Source organism: Burkholderia stagnalis (genome assembly GCF_902830275.1).
Taxonomy (GTDB): Bacteria; Pseudomonadota; Gammaproteobacteria; order Burkholderiales; family Burkholderiaceae; genus Burkholderia; species Burkholderia stagnalis.
Genome location: NZ_CADESW010000026.1, coordinates 78,116 through 93,954 on the forward strand (window position 1 = coordinate 78,116; position 15,839 = coordinate 93,954).

At 67.5% G+C, this 15,839-nt stretch carries 13 protein-coding genes; 8 read left to right on the forward strand and 5 right to left on the reverse strand.

What is annotated here, in order from left to right; all coding sequences use genetic code 11:
• Positions 1 to 13: 13 nt before the first annotated feature.
• Together HWY45_RS31765 and HWY45_RS31770 are read left to right on the forward strand one after the other, a co-directional pair.
• The gene (locus HWY45_RS31765; RefSeq protein WP_059881122.1) at positions 14 to 3,085 is read left to right on the forward strand and encodes a peptidase domain-containing ABC transporter; all 3,072 of its coding nucleotides are present in this window, start codon (positions 14 to 16) and stop codon (positions 3,083 to 3,085) included.
• Positions 3,082 to 4,404: a sigma-54 interaction domain-containing protein gene (locus HWY45_RS31770; protein ID WP_059881121.1), complete on the forward strand. Its 1,323-nt coding sequence runs from the start codon at positions 3,082 to 3,084 to the stop codon at positions 4,402 to 4,404. Before HWY45_RS31765 ends, HWY45_RS31770 begins: the two co-directional genes overlap by 4 nt.
• A gap of 35 nt (positions 4,405 to 4,439) precedes the next feature.
• Here the strand turns inward: HWY45_RS31770 and HWY45_RS31775 are convergent, their stop codons facing one another.
• Positions 4,440 to 5,210 carry a PP2C family protein-serine/threonine phosphatase gene (locus tag HWY45_RS31775; RefSeq protein ID WP_059881119.1) on the reverse strand — a complete coding sequence of 257 codons (771 nt, stop codon included), beginning with the start codon at positions 5,208 to 5,210 and terminating at the stop codon, positions 4,440 to 4,442.
• A gap of 34 nt (positions 5,211 to 5,244) precedes the next feature.
• Positions 5,245 to 5,529, reverse strand: a complete 285-nt coding sequence (locus tag HWY45_RS31780) for a hypothetical protein (protein WP_059559054.1) — start codon at positions 5,527 to 5,529, stop codon at positions 5,245 to 5,247.
• A 481-nt stretch (positions 5,530 to 6,010) separates the two neighbouring features.
• On the opposite strand from HWY45_RS31780, the gene HWY45_RS31785 reads away from it, so the two are divergent.
• Positions 6,011 to 6,544: a lecithin retinol acyltransferase family protein gene (locus HWY45_RS31785; RefSeq protein WP_230946889.1), complete on the forward strand. Its 534-nt coding sequence runs from the start codon at positions 6,011 to 6,013 to the stop codon at positions 6,542 to 6,544.
• 43 nt (positions 6,545 to 6,587) lie between these two features.
• Positions 6,588 to 6,830, forward strand: coding sequence for a hypothetical protein (locus HWY45_RS31790; protein WP_059559062.1), 243 nt, complete (start codon positions 6,588 to 6,590; stop codon positions 6,828 to 6,830).
• A 30-nt stretch (positions 6,831 to 6,860) separates the two neighbouring features.
• Here the strand turns inward: HWY45_RS31790 and HWY45_RS31795 are convergent, their stop codons facing one another.
• Positions 6,861 to 7,079, reverse strand: a complete 219-nt coding sequence (locus tag HWY45_RS31795) for a hypothetical protein (RefSeq protein WP_059881115.1) — start codon at positions 7,077 to 7,079, stop codon at positions 6,861 to 6,863.
• 307 nt (positions 7,080 to 7,386) lie between these two features.
• Here HWY45_RS31795 and HWY45_RS31800 point away from each other — a divergent pair, with 307 nt between their 5' ends.
• Positions 7,387 to 9,471, forward strand: coding sequence for a serine/threonine protein kinase (locus tag HWY45_RS31800; protein ID WP_059881113.1), 2,085 nt, complete (start codon positions 7,387 to 7,389; stop codon positions 9,469 to 9,471).
• Positions 9,472 to 9,490: 19 nt separating this feature from the next.
• On the opposite strand, the gene HWY45_RS31805 is transcribed toward HWY45_RS31800, so the two are convergent.
• Both HWY45_RS31805 and HWY45_RS31810 read right to left on the reverse strand, forming a co-directional pair.
• On the reverse strand, positions 9,491 to 9,949 hold the full coding sequence (locus tag HWY45_RS31805) for a (2Fe-2S)-binding protein (RefSeq protein ID WP_059881111.1): 459 nt from the start codon (positions 9,947 to 9,949) through the stop codon (positions 9,491 to 9,493).
• Positions 9,877 to 12,078, reverse strand: coding sequence for a xanthine dehydrogenase family protein molybdopterin-binding subunit (locus tag HWY45_RS31810; RefSeq protein WP_230946888.1), 2,202 nt, complete (start codon positions 12,076 to 12,078; stop codon positions 9,877 to 9,879). The genes HWY45_RS31805 and HWY45_RS31810 overlap by 73 nt, the downstream gene beginning before the upstream one ends.
• Here HWY45_RS31810 and HWY45_RS37040 point away from each other — a divergent pair.
• From HWY45_RS37040 to HWY45_RS31820, 3 genes are all read left to right on the forward strand, one after another.
• The gene (locus tag HWY45_RS37040) at positions 12,077 to 12,349 is read left to right on the forward strand and encodes a hypothetical protein (protein ID WP_230941955.1); all 273 of its coding nucleotides are present in this window, start codon (positions 12,077 to 12,079) and stop codon (positions 12,347 to 12,349) included. The genes HWY45_RS31810 and HWY45_RS37040 overlap by 2 nt on opposite strands.
• A gap of 156 nt (positions 12,350 to 12,505) precedes the next feature.
• Complete coding sequence (locus tag HWY45_RS31815) at positions 12,506 to 14,836, forward strand: hypothetical protein (protein WP_059881107.1); 2,331 nt, start codon at positions 12,506 to 12,508, stop codon at positions 14,834 to 14,836.
• Positions 14,837 to 14,865: 29 nt separating this feature from the next.
• The gene (locus HWY45_RS31820) at positions 14,866 to 15,834 is read left to right on the forward strand and encodes an NAD(P)/FAD-dependent oxidoreductase (protein ID WP_170304054.1); all 969 of its coding nucleotides are present in this window, start codon (positions 14,866 to 14,868) and stop codon (positions 15,832 to 15,834) included.
• The last annotated feature ends 5 nt before the right edge of the window (positions 15,835 to 15,839 follow it).

Below are 15,839 nucleotides of genomic sequence, written 5' to 3' on the forward strand. Positions count from 1 at the left end.
GAGAACCGCACCGATGGACGCCCAAGCCCCCGCTCCGGCCAGCACCCCGTCGCTCGCGGCGTTTCTCGCGTCGGTGGAGCCGCTGTCGCTGTTCTCGCGCGACGAACTCGATCGGATGGCCGCGCATGCGCAGGCGCGCACCTACGCGTTCGGCGACACCGTCTGCAACCGCGGCGAGGCGGCCGAGGGCCTGTACGTGCTGCGATCGGGGGCCGTGCGCCTGATCGCCGACGAGCGCGGCAAGGAAACCAGCGTCGGCGTGCGCAAGGAGCGCGAGGTGTTCGGCGAGATGGCGATGCTGCGCGACTGCCGGCACGAGGTGTCGGTGCGCGCGTCGACCAAGACCGAGGTGCTGTGCATCCCGCGCAGCGCGATCGAGCCGATCCTGCGCGACAATCCCGCCGCGCAGTCGTTCGTGACGAGCTACGTCGCGATCAGCTCGGCCGGCGGTTTCGTCACGCGCCTGTTCGACCTGCGCGGCAAGCTGACGCGTGCCGAGCTGGAGGAATACGTGTCGAGCGTCGGCGTGAAGCGCGTCGCGGCCGGCAAGGAGATCGTCCGGCAGGGGCCCGGCGGCGACCTGCGGCTGTACGTCGTGCGCCAGGGCGAGGTGAGCGTGTCGTGCCACGAGGACGGCAACGACTATCCGCTCGCGACGCTCGGCGCCGGCGAGATCTTCGGCGAGCGCGCGTGCCTGCTGCGGCAGGAGCAGGCGGCGACCGTCACCGCCGTCACCGATACGCGCCTGCTCGTCATCCCGGAAAAAACCGTGCACGTGATGCTCGAGCGCAACCCGAAATTGCGCGAGGTGCTCGAGGAGCGCATCCGTTTCGTCGACCACGAACTGCAGCGGCAGAAGAAGCTCGCCGAACGGCGCCGCCGCCCGCTGCAGATCGATATCGGCGCCGACGCCGCGTTCGGCGAGCGCATGATCAAGCGTTTCGTGCTGGTCGAGCAGGCGGAGGAGATGGATTGCGGGGCGGCATGCCTCGCGATGATCTGCCGTCACTACGGCATCGCGATGACGCTCGGCAAGCTGCGCGATCTGGCGAACGTGACGACGCAGGGCGCGACGCTCGACAGTCTCGCGCGCACCGGCGAGGCGGTCGGCTTCGCGACGCGCGGCGTGCAGTGCACGTACGAGGCGCTGCTCGGGTTCGACCTGCCGTTCATCGTGCACTGGGAGGGGTATCACTACGTCGTCGTGTACGGCGTGTCGAAGTCGTGGGTGCGGATCGCCGATCCGGCGCTCGGCTTCAGGAAGCTGAGCGTCGAGGCGTTCGAGCGCGGCTGGAGCGGCACCTGCCTGCTGTTCACCGCGAACGCGCAGGCGGCGCCGCAGGCCGAGTCGCGTTCGCCGTGGGTGCGCTTCATCGGCTATCTGCGCCCTTACCGGAAGATCCTCGCGCATCTGTTCCTGGCGACCTTCGTGATCCAGGTGCTGGGCGTCATCCCGCCGCTCATCATCCAGAGCGTGCTGGACGGGGTGATCGTGCACCAGAACGTCAGCCTGCTGCACCTGCTGATTGCCGGGCTCGTGATTTCGCACGTGTTCACTCAGCTGATGACCACGATCCGCGCGCATCTGTCCAACTTCATGGTGCGCAGTCTCGACTTCGCGATGATGTCGCAGTTCTACAAACATACGATGTCGCTGCCGTATTCGTTCTTCGCGCGCCGCAAGAGCGGGGACGTGTTCGCGCGCTTCCAGGAAAACCAGACGATCCGCGCGTTCCTGACGGAGTCCACCGTCACCACCGTGCTCAATCTTCTGATGATCTTCATCTACTTCACGATCATGTTCCTCTACAACGTGAAGATGACGCTGGTGCTGATCGCCTTCGTGATCCCGATCATGGCGCTCACCGCGCTCGCGACGCCGAAGCTGAAAGGCTATGCGCGCGAGGTGTTCGCCGCGTCCACCGATGCGAAGTCGCTGCTGATGGAGACCCTCGGCGGCGTCGAGACCGTGAAGGGCATGGGCATCGAGCGGTCGGTGCGGCTGAAGTGGGAGCGCAAGTATGCGAAGGCGCTCGACGTCCAGTACCGCGCGCAGGCATTCCATATCGTGGTGGCGCTGGGCAGCCAGCTGCTGAATGCGGCGACCACCATCGTGATCCTGTGGGTCGGCGCGAATCTCGTGCTCGCGCATGAACTCAGCATCGGGCAACTGATCGCCTTCAATGCGTTCATGGGCAGCGTGCTGGCGCCGCTGATGGGGCTCGTCGGCATGTGGAGCCTGATGAACGACGCGGCGGTGGCGATGGAGCGCCTCGGCGACGTCCTCGACATCGAGCCCGAGCAGCAGCCGTCCGAACTCGCGTCGCGCGTGCTGCTGCCCGACCTGCAGGGCGACATCAGCTTCGACGGCGTGTATTTCCGCTATGGCGGCAACGAAACGCCTTACGTGCTCGAGAACATCAACTGCACGATCAAGCGCGGCGAGATGGTGGCGATCGTCGGGCGCAGCGGCTCGGGGAAAACCACGCTGGCGAAGCTGCTGGTGGGCTTTTATGCGCCCACCGACGGGAAGATCGTGGTCGACGGCTACGACATGAGCGCGATCGACAAGGCCTATTTCCGTGCGCAGATCGGCTACGTGATGCAGTCCAACCTGGTGTTTTCCGGATCGATCGCCGAGAACATCGCCTGCGGCGACGCGAGCCCCGACTGGCGCCGCATGGAGGAGGTGGCCCGGATGGCCGATGCGCATGCATTCATCAGCAAATTGCCGCTCGGCTACGAGCAGGTGGTGGGCGAGCGCGGCGTGGGCCTGTCGGGCGGCCAGATCCAGCGGCTGTGCATCGCACGCGCGCTGTATCACGACCCGCGCCTGCTCGTGTTCGACGAGGCGACCTCGTCGCTCGACACGCAGTCGGAGAGCAACATCCTCGCGAACATGCACGAGATCCTGCAAGGGCGCACGGCGGTGATCATCGCGCACCGGCTCAGCACCATCATGCGTGCCGACAAGATCCTCGTCCTGTACGAAGGCGCGATCGTCGAACAGGGCTCGCACGACGAACTGGTGGCCCTCAAGGGCATGTATTACCAGCTCGTGCAGAAACAGCTGGGCACGACATGAAACTCTTCGACCCGCACGGATTCGGCAACTCCGCTGTCTCGTATGGCGGCCTGCTCGAGAAGATCGAGATCCTGCGCTCGATGCTGCGCTGGGCGCCCAGGCTCGAGCGCGCCGACATCGAGAAACTGCTCAATCAGGCGAACGTGCTGCGCGACGAAGTCATGCAGATGTCGCGCAAGGAACGCTTCGTCGAGGCGGCCGTGGCCGCGCCGGACACGCCCGACACAGCCGCCGACGCGCCTGAAGCGGTCGCGCCTGCGGCACGCCGGCGCCGGCAGGCGCTGATCGAGCGCAGCTTCATCTTCGAGGGGATCTTCGGCGACAATCCGAAGCTGCTCGCCGCGCTCGAAATTGCCGAAAAGGCCGCGCCGACCGATCTGCCCGTGCTGATCGACGGCGAGAGCGGGACCGGCAAGGAACTGATGGCGAAGGTCATCCACGCGAACGGCGCGCGCGCCGACCGGCCCTACATCTCGGTGAACTGCGGCGCGATTCCCGACAACCTGCTCGAATCCGAGCTGTTCGGGCATCGGCGCGGCGCGTTCACGGGCGCGTCGAACGATCGCAAGGGCAAGTTCGAGAGCGCGCACACCGGCACGATCTTCCTCGACGAGATCGGCGAATTGCCGCTGTCGGGCCAGGTCAAGCTGCTGCGCGTGCTGGAATCGCACGAGATCCAGCGGGTCGGCTCGGACGAGCCGATCACCGTCGATACGCGCATCGTCGCCGCCACCAACAAGAATCTGCGGAAGCTGAGCGAGCAGGGGCTCTTTCGCGAGGACCTGTTCTACCGCCTGAGCGTCATTCATCTGACGTTGCCGGCGCTGCGCGAGCGTCGCGACGAAATTCCGCTGCTGCTCGCGTACTTCGGCGACGAGGCGGCGGGGGCGCTCAAGCGCAGGCCGATCAAGACGACGCCGAAGCTGCGCGACTTCCTGCTCGCCTACGCGTATCCGGGCAACATCCGCGAATTGCGCAACCTCGTCTACCGTCTGTCGTGCCTGGCCGGCGAGGTCGCGGATATCGAGCACCTGCCCGAGGACATCCGCCCGAAAGCCGCGTCGAGCCTCATGCGTGCGACCGAAGACGCTGCGCCGGGCAGGCCGATGTCGCTCAGCGACGCGAAGCGCGCCGCCAGCGACGAGGCGGAGCGCGCGTTTCTCGAACGCGGGCTGCAGGAGACGGGCGGCACCGTCGCCGAACTGGCGCGCCGTTGCGAGATGAACCGGTCGCACCTGCAGATGCTGCTCAAGAAGCACGGCATCCGTTCGAAAGCGTTCCGTCATCCGGACGGCGCGACGCCCGACAAGGAGGCGTAAGCGTCGCGCTTGGTCTCCTGGTCGATCGGCGTCGATCAGAGCCGCACGGCGGGATTGGCGAGCGTGCGGTCGGACGCATCGGGGTCGTCCGCGCGGATCACGATGGCGGTGACGTTGTCCCGCCCGCCGTTGAGCAATGCGAGGTCGACGAGCAGGTCCGTCGCGCGCGCGCAATCGCCGCACGCGAGGGCGGCCGAGATGTCGGCTTCGTCCAGCTCGTTGCTCAGGCCATCGCTGCACAGCAGGAACATGTCGCCGTCGCACACGTCGATGCGCCGTTCGTCGAGATGCAGCCGCTCGGACGCGCCGACGGCGCGCGTGATCAGGTGCAATGCCGGATGATGGCGCGCCTGCTGCGCGCTCAGGTGGCCCTGCGCCTGCAGTTGCGCGACGTGGCTGTGATCGCGCGTGAGCTGCGTCAGGTGCGCGTCGCGGTACAGGTAGATCCGGCTGTCTCCGGCCCAGACCCAGCCGCATTGACGGCCGCTCGCGAGCAGCACCGCCACCGTGCTGCCGATCATGCGCACGCCGCGCTGGGCGGCCGATTCGCGCAGGCGTGCGTTGACTTCATCGAGCGCGGTGCGCGCGGCCTCGATGAAGTCCGCCAGCGTGTCCGGGGCCGCCAGCTGTTCCAGCGCCTGCACGATCGTCCGGCTCGCGAGATCGCCGGCCGAATGGCCGCCCATGCCGTCCGCAACGGCCCACAGGCCACGGTGCGGCAACGCGAGGCAGTCGTCTTCGTTGATCTCGCGAACGCGGCCCACGTCAGTGCGCGAAGCCGACGTCCATTGCAGTTCTGCGCTCACGGCGCGCCATTCCTTTCATTCGCGTGAACAGGCGCTAGACGAGCCGGTTCCGGCCGTCCGCGCCAACCCCGACCACGATGTTCGCGCCGGGCGCCGAGTTGGTGACGTCGATGTTCTGGATCTGGTTGAGCACCTGGTTCGCATAGAACGTGTTGTACGTCTGATAGAGGTTGACGACGGGCCCGAACGCCGGAGCCGGGGGCGCGTAGGGCTGGATCCAGCCGAATACCCACGGCGCGCCTGCGCCGCGGATGAACGACATCGTCTTGCGATCGATGTCGTGCTGCATGTGAAGGTCGGTAATCGCGAGCGAGGTCATGATGAGTCTCCGTATGGGGGGCTGGCCGACGGACCGGTACCCGATACGTGCAAACCTCGTGCCATGCGTGACGCCACCCGCGTGCGTTGCCCGGGCGCGTGCGTCGATCCGGTGAGCGCCGCGCGCGGCAAGGCATGGCGCGATCGACCCGCGCTGCTTGCATGCTAGTGCGTCGCGGCCGTGTCCTGCAATGGTTGTGCGCAAGCCAACAGTTGCGCCCATGAACGTAGCCGCGAAACCGACAGGTGCGCCGGCAGACGCGGACGGCTGTCCGGCGCGTCACCTGGTGCCGTCGCACCAACACACGCCCCGTCGAATGGTTGGCCGCGCGCCGACAGCGCGACGCGCGGCTCGTCGGGCAGGTCCCGTCACGCCTTGCGCGACGGGCGCCGGATGATTGGCACGCTTGATGCAGGTTAGTTGGCAACCGGCTGACCCTTCGGCAACACGGGCGGCCGCCAACCTGCAGACGGAGCCAGTCATGAAACTCGACCTTCAACCAGTGAACCGCGCCGTGTTCCACACGGCGGCTGGCGCTGCGGAAGCGATCGAGCATGCGGCTGCGCTGCCCGCCGGCGACGCGGCACTGCCGCTCGGCGCGCACCTGGTGTCCGATCGCGCGGGCTACAGCCACCACGGCATCTATGTCGGCGACGGGCGTGTCGTCCACTACGCGGGGCTGTGCGCGTCGCTGCATCGCGGCCCGATCGAGGAAGTCACGCTCGAACGCTTCGCCGCCGGTCACGCGGTGCGCATCGTGCCGCATCCGTACGCGATGTATGCGGGGCGCACCGCGGTGCTGCGTGCGCGTTCCCGCCTCGGCGAAAACCACTACCGCCTGCTGACGAACAACTGCGAGCACTTCTGCACGTGGTGCGTGGAAGGCACCGGCCACAGCGAGCAGGTTCGCACGTGCGTCATGCATCCGCGCACGGCACTGCGGTTCGCGCTGTCCATCTGCCGTGCGCTGATCGCGGCGCGGCGGGCAGGCGGACGGTGTGTCGCGGTTGCGTGAGCGACGTCTCGAAGCATTCGACATGGCCATCAGGGAGGCTCAAATGAACGGAACCGGATCATCACTGCGCAAGCAGGTCGACAAGTGGCTCGCCCCGAGCACGTTCGTGCCCGCGCGCGTCGTGCGTTTCAGCCGCATGCCTGCGCAACGGCGCCGCTTCGTCTGCGTCGAGGCCGCGCATCCGGCCGGCACCATCGCGATCTTCTTCTTTCGTCACGACGACGGCTCGTGGTGCGTGTTCCCGCCGGCCGATCGGCGGCCCGTGATGACGGCTCGCGCGGCCTGACCGTGCGCGCCGGGTCGAGCGGTGCGCCCTTCAACGCAACAGCGTCGGACGCGGCCGGGATGCCACCGCCTCGACCGCCGGCATGCGCGTCGACGCAGCGCCGTGCGTGTCGGTGTGCAGATACGGGAAAGCCTGCGGCGCGAGCATCGTCTGATGCGCGCGGACCATCGCGCCGCCCGTGATGGCGGCCATCGCCTGCCGGTCGAGGTCGACGCTTTCGGGAAGATCGTTGATGACGAGCACGCCCATGGTTCGCTCCGCGAGATCGGATGGGAGGAGGGCAGCCGCGCAGCATCGTGCGATGCGCCGGCGCACCGGGAATCTGTTCAGTATAGGTTTCGCGGCACGGCCGCGCACTGGAAGCGGATCTGCCCGACATCTAGCTCCGGCACCGATTGCACAGGGCGTGACCGCAGACTAGTATGATTTGTTAGACATCCTGTCAGAAGGCTGGCGGCCGGTGCGGCGCGCAGTCGAATTCGTCTGACGATGACGTGGCGGCGCCGTGAGGTTCCGAAGCGGGTCGGCAAGCTGAAGCTGAGTAGACGGCATACGAATGATGAGCTTTACGCAGCTGATTCAGACATTCCAGAGCGGGGCGCTGTCGCAGGACGCGTTCTTCTCGGAGATCGACCGGGTGCTGGCGACCGACCAGGTCGATTGCGCGCAACTGCGCGAAGTGCTCGACCAGACGCAAACCACGCAGCCGCTGTCCGACGAGATCTATGCGGAAGTGCTGAGACGCATCGAACGGCGCCGCGACAAGACGGCATCGGCCGGCGATGCCACCCGGGTCCAGGAGGGCCCGCTTCATGCGGGGGCGAGTCCGGGCCCGTCGAGCGGCGCGATGTTCGTCGACAGCGAGCGCGTGAAAGGCATCGGCGATACGCTGAACGGGCGCTTCGTGCTGGAGGAGTGCCTCGGTGTCGGCGGGATGGGCACCGTGTACAAGGCGCTCGACCTCCGCAAGCTGGAGGCGTCGGATCGCAAGCCGCACATCGCGATCAAGGTGCTCAACGTGCAGTTTCGCGGCCAGCCGACGTCGCTGATCGCGCTTCAGCGCGAAGCCCGCAAGGCGCAGACGCTCGCCCATCGCAACATCGTCACCGTCTACGACTTCGATCGCGACGGCCCGCTCGTCTACCTCACGATGGAGTATCTGTCGGGCAAGCCGCTCAGCAAGGTGCTGCGTGCGCCGGGCTTCACGGGCATGCCGCTCGATGCGGCATTGCCGATCATCGCCGGCATGGGCCAGGCGCTCGCGTATGCGCATGAGCGCGGCTTCGTCCACTGCGATTTCAAGCCCGCCAATGTGTTCCTCACCGACAGGGGCGAAGTGAAGGTGATCGACTTCGGGATCGCTCGCGCCTTCCAGCGGCGCGACGAGGATCCCGACGTGACCGTGTTCGACCCGGCGAGCCTCGGCGGCATCACGCCTGCCTACGCGAGCCCGGAGATGTTCGAGCATCGCGAACCGGATCCGCGCGACGACGTCTACGCGCTCGCCTGCGTCACCTACGAATTGCTGACCGGGCACCATCCGTTCGATCGGCGCTCGGCCACGCAGGCGCGTCACGACCACTTGCGGCCCGAGCGCCCGCCCGGTCTCGATCGCGCGCAATGGCGAACCTTGAGCGCCGCGTTGTCGTTCGACCGCGCGACGCGCACGCCGAGCATCAACCTGTTCCTGGAGGGCATGGGCGTGCTCGAGCGCCGTACGCCGGCATCGGGCGTACGCGTCGGGGCAGCCGTGGGCGCTTGCGTGCTGGCAGCGATCGCCGTGCTCTGGTACGGCTACCAGGCGCTGTCGCGCAGCGGCGAAAAGCGCCCCGCAGCGGACGCGCTCGCGCAGGCGCCTGCAGGCGGAGGGGATGCCGCGAAGTTGGGCGTCGCAGCCGGCAGCGCACCCGCGGCCACCACGAACGCCGCGTCTGCTGCCGCCAGCGAGCCGGCGCCGCCGCCGGCCATCTCGCTGCCGTCCGTGATGGCGGCGCTCGCGCGCGTCCCTTGTTCGGCGCTGGATGCGTCGGTGCAGGATCACGTGCTCCAGGTGCGCGGTTACGTGGAATCCGGTGTCGGCATCGAGCGGTTGCGCGCTGCGCTCGGCGGCATGCCGGGCGGGCAGACGGCGAATCTCGATGTGCGCCCGGTCGATGCCCACAATTGCGAGGTCGTGAGCGCGCTCGCCCCGTACTGGCGATCGAATCGGGCGTCGCCACACACCGCATCGATCCGCACGCGGCCGCCTGATGCGCCGCTCGCGGAAGGCAACCCGCTGGTCATCGACATCACGACACCCGGTTACGACTCGTACGTGAACGTCGATTACTACGTGCTGAACGGGAGTGTCGTGCATCTCGTGCCAAGCAGCCACGCACGCGACAACCAGGCGCCGCCGAATTACGCCGCCACGATCGGCAGCATGGGCGACTGGGTGATCGGCAAGCCGTTCGGCACCGAGATGATCGTGCTCCTCACCACGCCGGCGCCGCTGTTCGACGGGCTTCGCCCGCCCTCCGAGCCGCGCGCCGCCTATCTCGCGGCCGTCGATCGGCAATTGAAACTGTTCGAGGCCAAGTACGGCGCGGGCCACATTGCCGCCGATTTCGTGCAGATCACGACGCATGCCGGCGGCAAATGATCGAGCGGATTCGTCACCGTCAGCGGCCCAGCGCTTCCGCCGCCTTGCGAATGGCCTTGCGGATGCGGGGAAACGTGCCGCACCGGCATCCGATGTTCTTCATCGCCTCGTCGATCTGGCGGTCGTCGGGGCGCGGGCAGCGCATGAGCAGGGCCGTGGCGGCGACCAGCTGTGCGCTCTGGCAATAGCCGCATTGCACGACGTCGACGGCAATCCACGCGTCCTTCAATGCCCGCGCTTCAGGGCTGTCGAGCCCTTCGACGGTCGTGATGCGCGCGCCGTCCAGCGTACCGACCGGAATCTGGCAGGCCGGCACGGCCTGATCGTTCAGCAGCACCATGCATGCGCCGCAGATCCCGACGCCGCAGCCGAACTTCGTGCCGGTCAGCTTCCGTTCGCACCGAATCACCCAGAGCAGCGGGGTGTCGGGCTCGGCATCGAGATGAGCGGCCTCCCCGTTGATACGGACTGACACCATCGGTCGTCTCCTTGCTGGGGCAGGGGCGGCTTGACGAGCGGCAGCGTGCGATGGCGCACGCCCGTGAGCGCATACAGCGCATTCGCCACAGCCGCTGCAATCGGCGGCGTGCCCGCTTCGCCGACGCCGCGCGGCTCGGTCCCGCCCGCCACGATCTGCGTGACGATCTCGGGACACGTTGCCATGTTGACCAGCGGGTAGTCGTCGAAATAATGCTGCGCGACTTGCCCGTTCTCGATCGTGATCGCCTGTTCGAGCGCGGCCGACAACCCGAAGAGGATCCCGCTTTCCATCTGCTGCTCGACGAGGTTCGGATTCACGGCCAGCCCGCAGTCGATCACGCAGACCACGCGCGTCACGCGAAAGCCGTCGCCTTCCTGCCGGAGTTCGGCGACCTGCGCGACCACGCTGCCGAACGATTCGTGCATCGCCATGCCGCGCGCGCGACGCGCGCCGGTCTCGTCGCGCCATGCCAGCGGCGCACGCCAGCCGGACAGCGCGACGAGCTCCCGCAACACGGCCGCATGGCGCTGGTGCGCCGGCTGCTTCAGCATGTCGAGGCGAAACTGGATCGGGTCTTTCCGTGCCAGCGCCGCCATCTCGTCGATGAAGCTCTCGACGAAAAATGCCTGATGCGAGTGCCCCACCGAGCGCCAGAAGCCGACGGGCACCGGGAGCGCCACCGTATGGTGCTGGACGAGAACGTTCTCGCATTCGTAGGGCTGGTCGAATGCACCTTCCGCAGTGGTGGCGTCGGGCAGCAGCTTTGCGGCGATGGCGGGCGTGCCGAAGGTGCGTGGCATCGCCTGCGCGCTGATCGACTGGCTCGCCGACAGGCCTTTCCATGCAACCAGCCGGCCGCCCGAATCGAGCGCGCCGCTGTATCTCGCCACACAGGCGGGGCGGTAGAAGTCGTGCGTCATGTCCTGCGGGCGCGACCAGATCGTCTGCACGGGCCGCCCCTTCGCATGGCGTGCGATGGCGGCGGCCTGCGCGATGAAGTCGACCTCGAGCCGCCGGCCGAATGCGCCGCCGATCAATTGCTGATTCACGACCACCTTGTCTTCGCCCAGCCCCAGCAGCGCCGCGACCGCCTTGCGCGCCAGCATCGGAACCTGCGTGCCGACCCAGACCGTCGCCGCGTCGTCGTCGACCCGCACCGTGCAATTCATGGGTTCCATCGCGCCATGGGCCAGATAAGGCGCTTCGTACTGCGCGACGAACGGCTTCGCGCGGCTCAGCACGGCATCGGCGTCGCCGGCGGCATAGAAGACGTGGCGGCCCGCGTCGCCGTCGAGCGCGCGCGTCAACGCCGCGCGGACATCCGCGGTATTCACGCCGGCAGCCGGGCCGTGGTCCCATCTGATCGACAGCTGGCACAACGTCCGCATCGCGATGAACGGGTTGTCCGCAATGACGGCAACGCCTCCGGTTCCGCCGTGGTACGGCTCGATCGTGAAGATGCCGGTCACGCCTTTCAGGCTGGCGACCCTGGACTTGTCGAAATCCAGCGCCTGTCCGCCGAGCGTCGGACACATCGTGACGCTCGCGTAGAGGAGTGTGTCCGGAAGCGCATCGATGCCGAAACGCGCGCTGCCGTCGAGCTTCGAGCGCGCCTCGATGCGACCCAGCCGTTTCCCGACGAGCGTGAACGCCTTCGGGTCCTTGAGCTCGACATGCGTCGGGCGCGGCACGTCCCGCGCGAGCCGGACGAGTTCGCCATACGTCGCGGAGCGTCCCGAACGATGCAGCACCCGGCCGGCTTTCGTCTCGCATTCCACGGCGGGAACGCTCCAGAGCTTCGCCGCAGCGCCGCGCAACATGACACGGGCCGTCGCGCCTGCCTCGCGCATGGGCCCCCACAGATCGACCATGCTCGTCGATCCCCCCGTCACCATCGAGCCCACATAGCGCGCGGCGCGGCGCGCCAGCGCCTCCATGCCGCGAGCGAGCAGGCTGTCGTCGTCGGGACGAAACGGAAGGCCGTCGGCGAGGTTTTCGCGGTCCTTGTAGATCGCGTCGAGCGGGGACATGACGACGCGAACCCGGGACCAATCCGCGTCGAGCTCCTCCGCCAGCAGCATGGCCGCGCCGGTATGCACGCCCTGGCCCATCTCGGATTTGCTCATGACGATCGTCACGTCATTAGACGAACTGATCATCACCCAGCCGTTCAACGGCACACCGGCGCGCGACGTCTCCAGCGCCGCGGGCATGGCCAGCCGGTCGTCGGGGCGCCACCATGCCCAGCCGATCACCAGCGTGCCCGCCGCGCCCGCACTGCCCAACAGGAAGGTTCTGCGCTTCAACATGATGTGGCTCGCCGCGATGTGTCGATCGAGTATTCAATGTTTCAAACACAATCCGAATCTTCATTTCTTCTGCAATCACCTATATTAGTCACTGATCCCCGCGACCGAGAACCTGAATGTGATGCCCGTTTGAAACACGTACTGAAAACGCGGCCTGCTGCGACCGGTTGGATATGCCGGGCCGACAGGCAGCGAAGCGCATCGTGCCGCCCGCTTCGAACGCACCACCTACCGGAGGTCGTTGATGCTTGTCGATGAGGTTCACGCGTTGCTGCTCGAGCTGTCGGTTCCGTGGCAACAAGCGTTCAAGCGTCACGGTCTCGATCTGTCCGATTCGGGCACGCCCGAGGAGACGGCGAATCGACTGAGCCGGCCGCTGCCGATCGATTGGGACGATCCCCGCATTCACGATCTCTGCCCGAGCACCGAGCGGGCGATCGAGCCCGGCGACCCCGCGCGCAGCCTGATCTATCACATGCTTGCACTGTCCGAGTGCCCGTCGCCGGACGGTGGCGTGCGCCTCGAAGCGATCGATTTGCTGGAGAACTACATCGATTCGCTGGCGCCGCTGCCGCCCGACTGGCAGACGCTGGACGTCGCGGTGCTTGCTTACCAGTACCGGCCGGCGCGCCGTACCGGACATCAGCAGCATGCGGACCTCGTGTTCTCGCGGCTCGGCATTGCGCGCAACGGCGACGTCGACGCGCACTATGACGGGCAGACCCGCAGCTTCGTGCCGCACGTCCAGGACGGGATCGAGCACGTCCGCGCGATGCCGGCACGCTACGGCGCGTTCCTCGTCCGCCCGGTCATCGGCCCCGATACGCTTGCACTGATCGAAGGCAAGCAATCGGGCGACGATCGGCGCACCTTCATCGAGCCCGTGCGCAAGCTGTTTCCCGACGAGTGCGTGCCCGGCCTCCGGCTGACGTTGAAATATGGCCACCGTCATGTGGGCGAGAAGCTGAAGCGGGCCGTCGCGGCCCGCTGGGGCGTGCGGCCGTCGCCCGCGGGCGATCCGGACAGCGCACCGTATGCGGTCTGCTGCCAGGATCCCGACGCGGCAACGCCTGCCGGCCCGGACGCACCGGCAGTCACACTGAAGCGCTCCGGCGCAGCCGCGCTGCTGATACCGATCGCGCGGCCGATGATCGAGCCCGTGACGCCCGCCAACTACGGCGTGCGCGGCTTTCGCGTGCCGGCTCGATGGCGACTGGTGCCGCTCGCCAACCGGCGCTTCACGACGATGAGAATCATCACGAACTTGTGGAAGCTGGCGCTGGCCGCCATCGACGAGGTGCGGCATCGATACTTCCCGCATTTCGCGCCCGGATGGCTGCGATTTCCCGAACCGCGCAATGCGCCCGAATTCATCAACATCCGCCACAAGGTGCACGAGAACGGCACCTGCACGGATATGCGCGCGCATCCCGTCGACCGAAGGGACTTTCTCGGGGAAGTCGGCAAAGGCGGCTATCGCGCGCAGTTGTTTCTGGATCACTGCACCGAAGGGGTCGTGACGATCCGTGTCGACGAGCTCGCGCAACACGCCGTGCTGCCGGCCTATTCGGTCGTCGCCGCGCCGGACTTCTATCCGTACGCCGACCAGGCGGAACTGCAGCGCTGGTTCACGGATCGGCAGATCGATCCGAAGTCGCAGTTCCGCAGCGGCTCGCCGATATCGCTCAGCGCCGAGCGTCTCGCGGCCAATCCCGGGCACGTCGATCCGTTCAGGAATACGCAGGCGTTTTCGCCGAACGACCGGACGATCGCCGCCGCGTTCAGCCGGGCGGCACGCGCAACACGCCGGCAGGACAGGGAAGTGCATACGCCGCGCATGACGTCGTTTCTGTCGGACGCGTCTTCGAGTGTGTTCGCACCCGGCTGGGACGTCACCTATGCGGGCGACCGGCGGGGCATCTTCCTCGCCACCTTCGGGTTGGGCAGCCCGTTTGCCGAAGACATCAAGCTCTGCGCGGCCTCCAACAGCTTCTGGCCCGCCGTGAGCCCGGATGCGTCGAGAACCTTCAATCGGTCCGACGCGCCGACCGCCATCCCCATGCTCGACCATGAACTTGGCTTGCATCCGTGTCATCCGCTGGTCACGCGCGGCGACGAGTCGAATACGCGGCGCGGATGGGACGGCGAATACGGCCCGTACCTGACGCCCGACGGCCGCGTGGACTACGCGGACATCGAACGCGCGGACTACGTCGCAAACGCGCTGCACGGCGAGATGCTGTACGGCGCATTCGAGCATGTCGATTCCGCCGAGCTGATTCGGCGGATCAGCGCGCTGCGCCATGCCGTCGCCGCATGCGACGACGGGCAAACGCCTTCGCATACGAGACTGTGGCTGGTATCCGCACGGGTGCTTCGCGAAGCCGGCAATGCGCGGTGCTATCGCTTTCTGTTTGTCCTTCCTGCCGATGACGATGCGGCGCCGGAGCAGCACGCGCCGGGACGGTTGCGCGTGCGCTACGGGCAGGCGATCCGTTGCGATGCGACCGAGGCGCGGACGGTCGGGCACGTGCTGCGCTGCGCACCGGGGCCTGACGCGCTCGGGCTTTACTGAGTGATTGCGGTGCGATGAACGCATGTGACGTGCTCGTCGTGGGCGACGGGCCTGCCGGATGTGCCGCGGCGATCGCTGCGGCGAGCGCGGGCGCTAACGTGTGGATGCTGGGTCGCGGGCGTTCGCGCGCGGCGCCGGAATGCGTGTCCGGCGCCGCGCTCGCGCTGCTCGATCGACTGGCGCCGGGGCTGGCGCGGCAATCGGATACCTGGCTCGACAGCCACGCGGATGCGCAGCGGGGACGTGCGGTCATACGCAGCCGCCTGGACGACGGCTTGCGCGCCGAAGCGCTGGCTGCGGGCGTTCGCTATTCGCGCGCGCCCGCTGACGGATTTGTCTCGCGCGTCGATCATGGAACGGTCGTCGGCATCGCGCACGGCGACGGCGATGTCGGCGCACGCGTCGTGATCGACGCGACCGGCATCAACGGATGGCTGCGGCGCGCGATCGGGCTCGACGTGGCAACCGACTCTTCGCCGTTCTGGCTTCGCCGCGGCTACGCGCGCACGCACGGGGCGCGCATCGGCACGCACTGGAACATCGCGCGTGATGGCTGGCTATGGTTGAGAGCAACGTCCACGTTTCAGATCTGGACGTCGCTTTCGACGCTGCGCGATGGCGATATCGCGTGGCCGGTGAACACCGCGCCAGTCGGGCCGGTGTGGCGCGAGTGCCGGCGCTGGCGGCACCTGAGCCAGGCTGCGGGGCCGGGCTATGTCGTGTGCGGCGATGCGGCGGGCTATCTCGATCCCGCGACAGGAGACGGGTTGCGTTTTGCCATCGCTTCCGGCCTGCGCGCGGGCGCGATGGCCGTCGAGGTCATGCGTCATCCCGATCGGGCGAGCGTGCTGGCAGCGCTGTACTGCGACTGGGTGACACGAAGCTACGAGCGCAACCGAGCCGTGCTGGCACGGAGTTACGCGGATGCGGGGCTGGATATTGGGTGGCGCGACCCGGTGCGTCGATCGGATTGCCGTTCAGCGGTTCATGCGCCATGAATGCC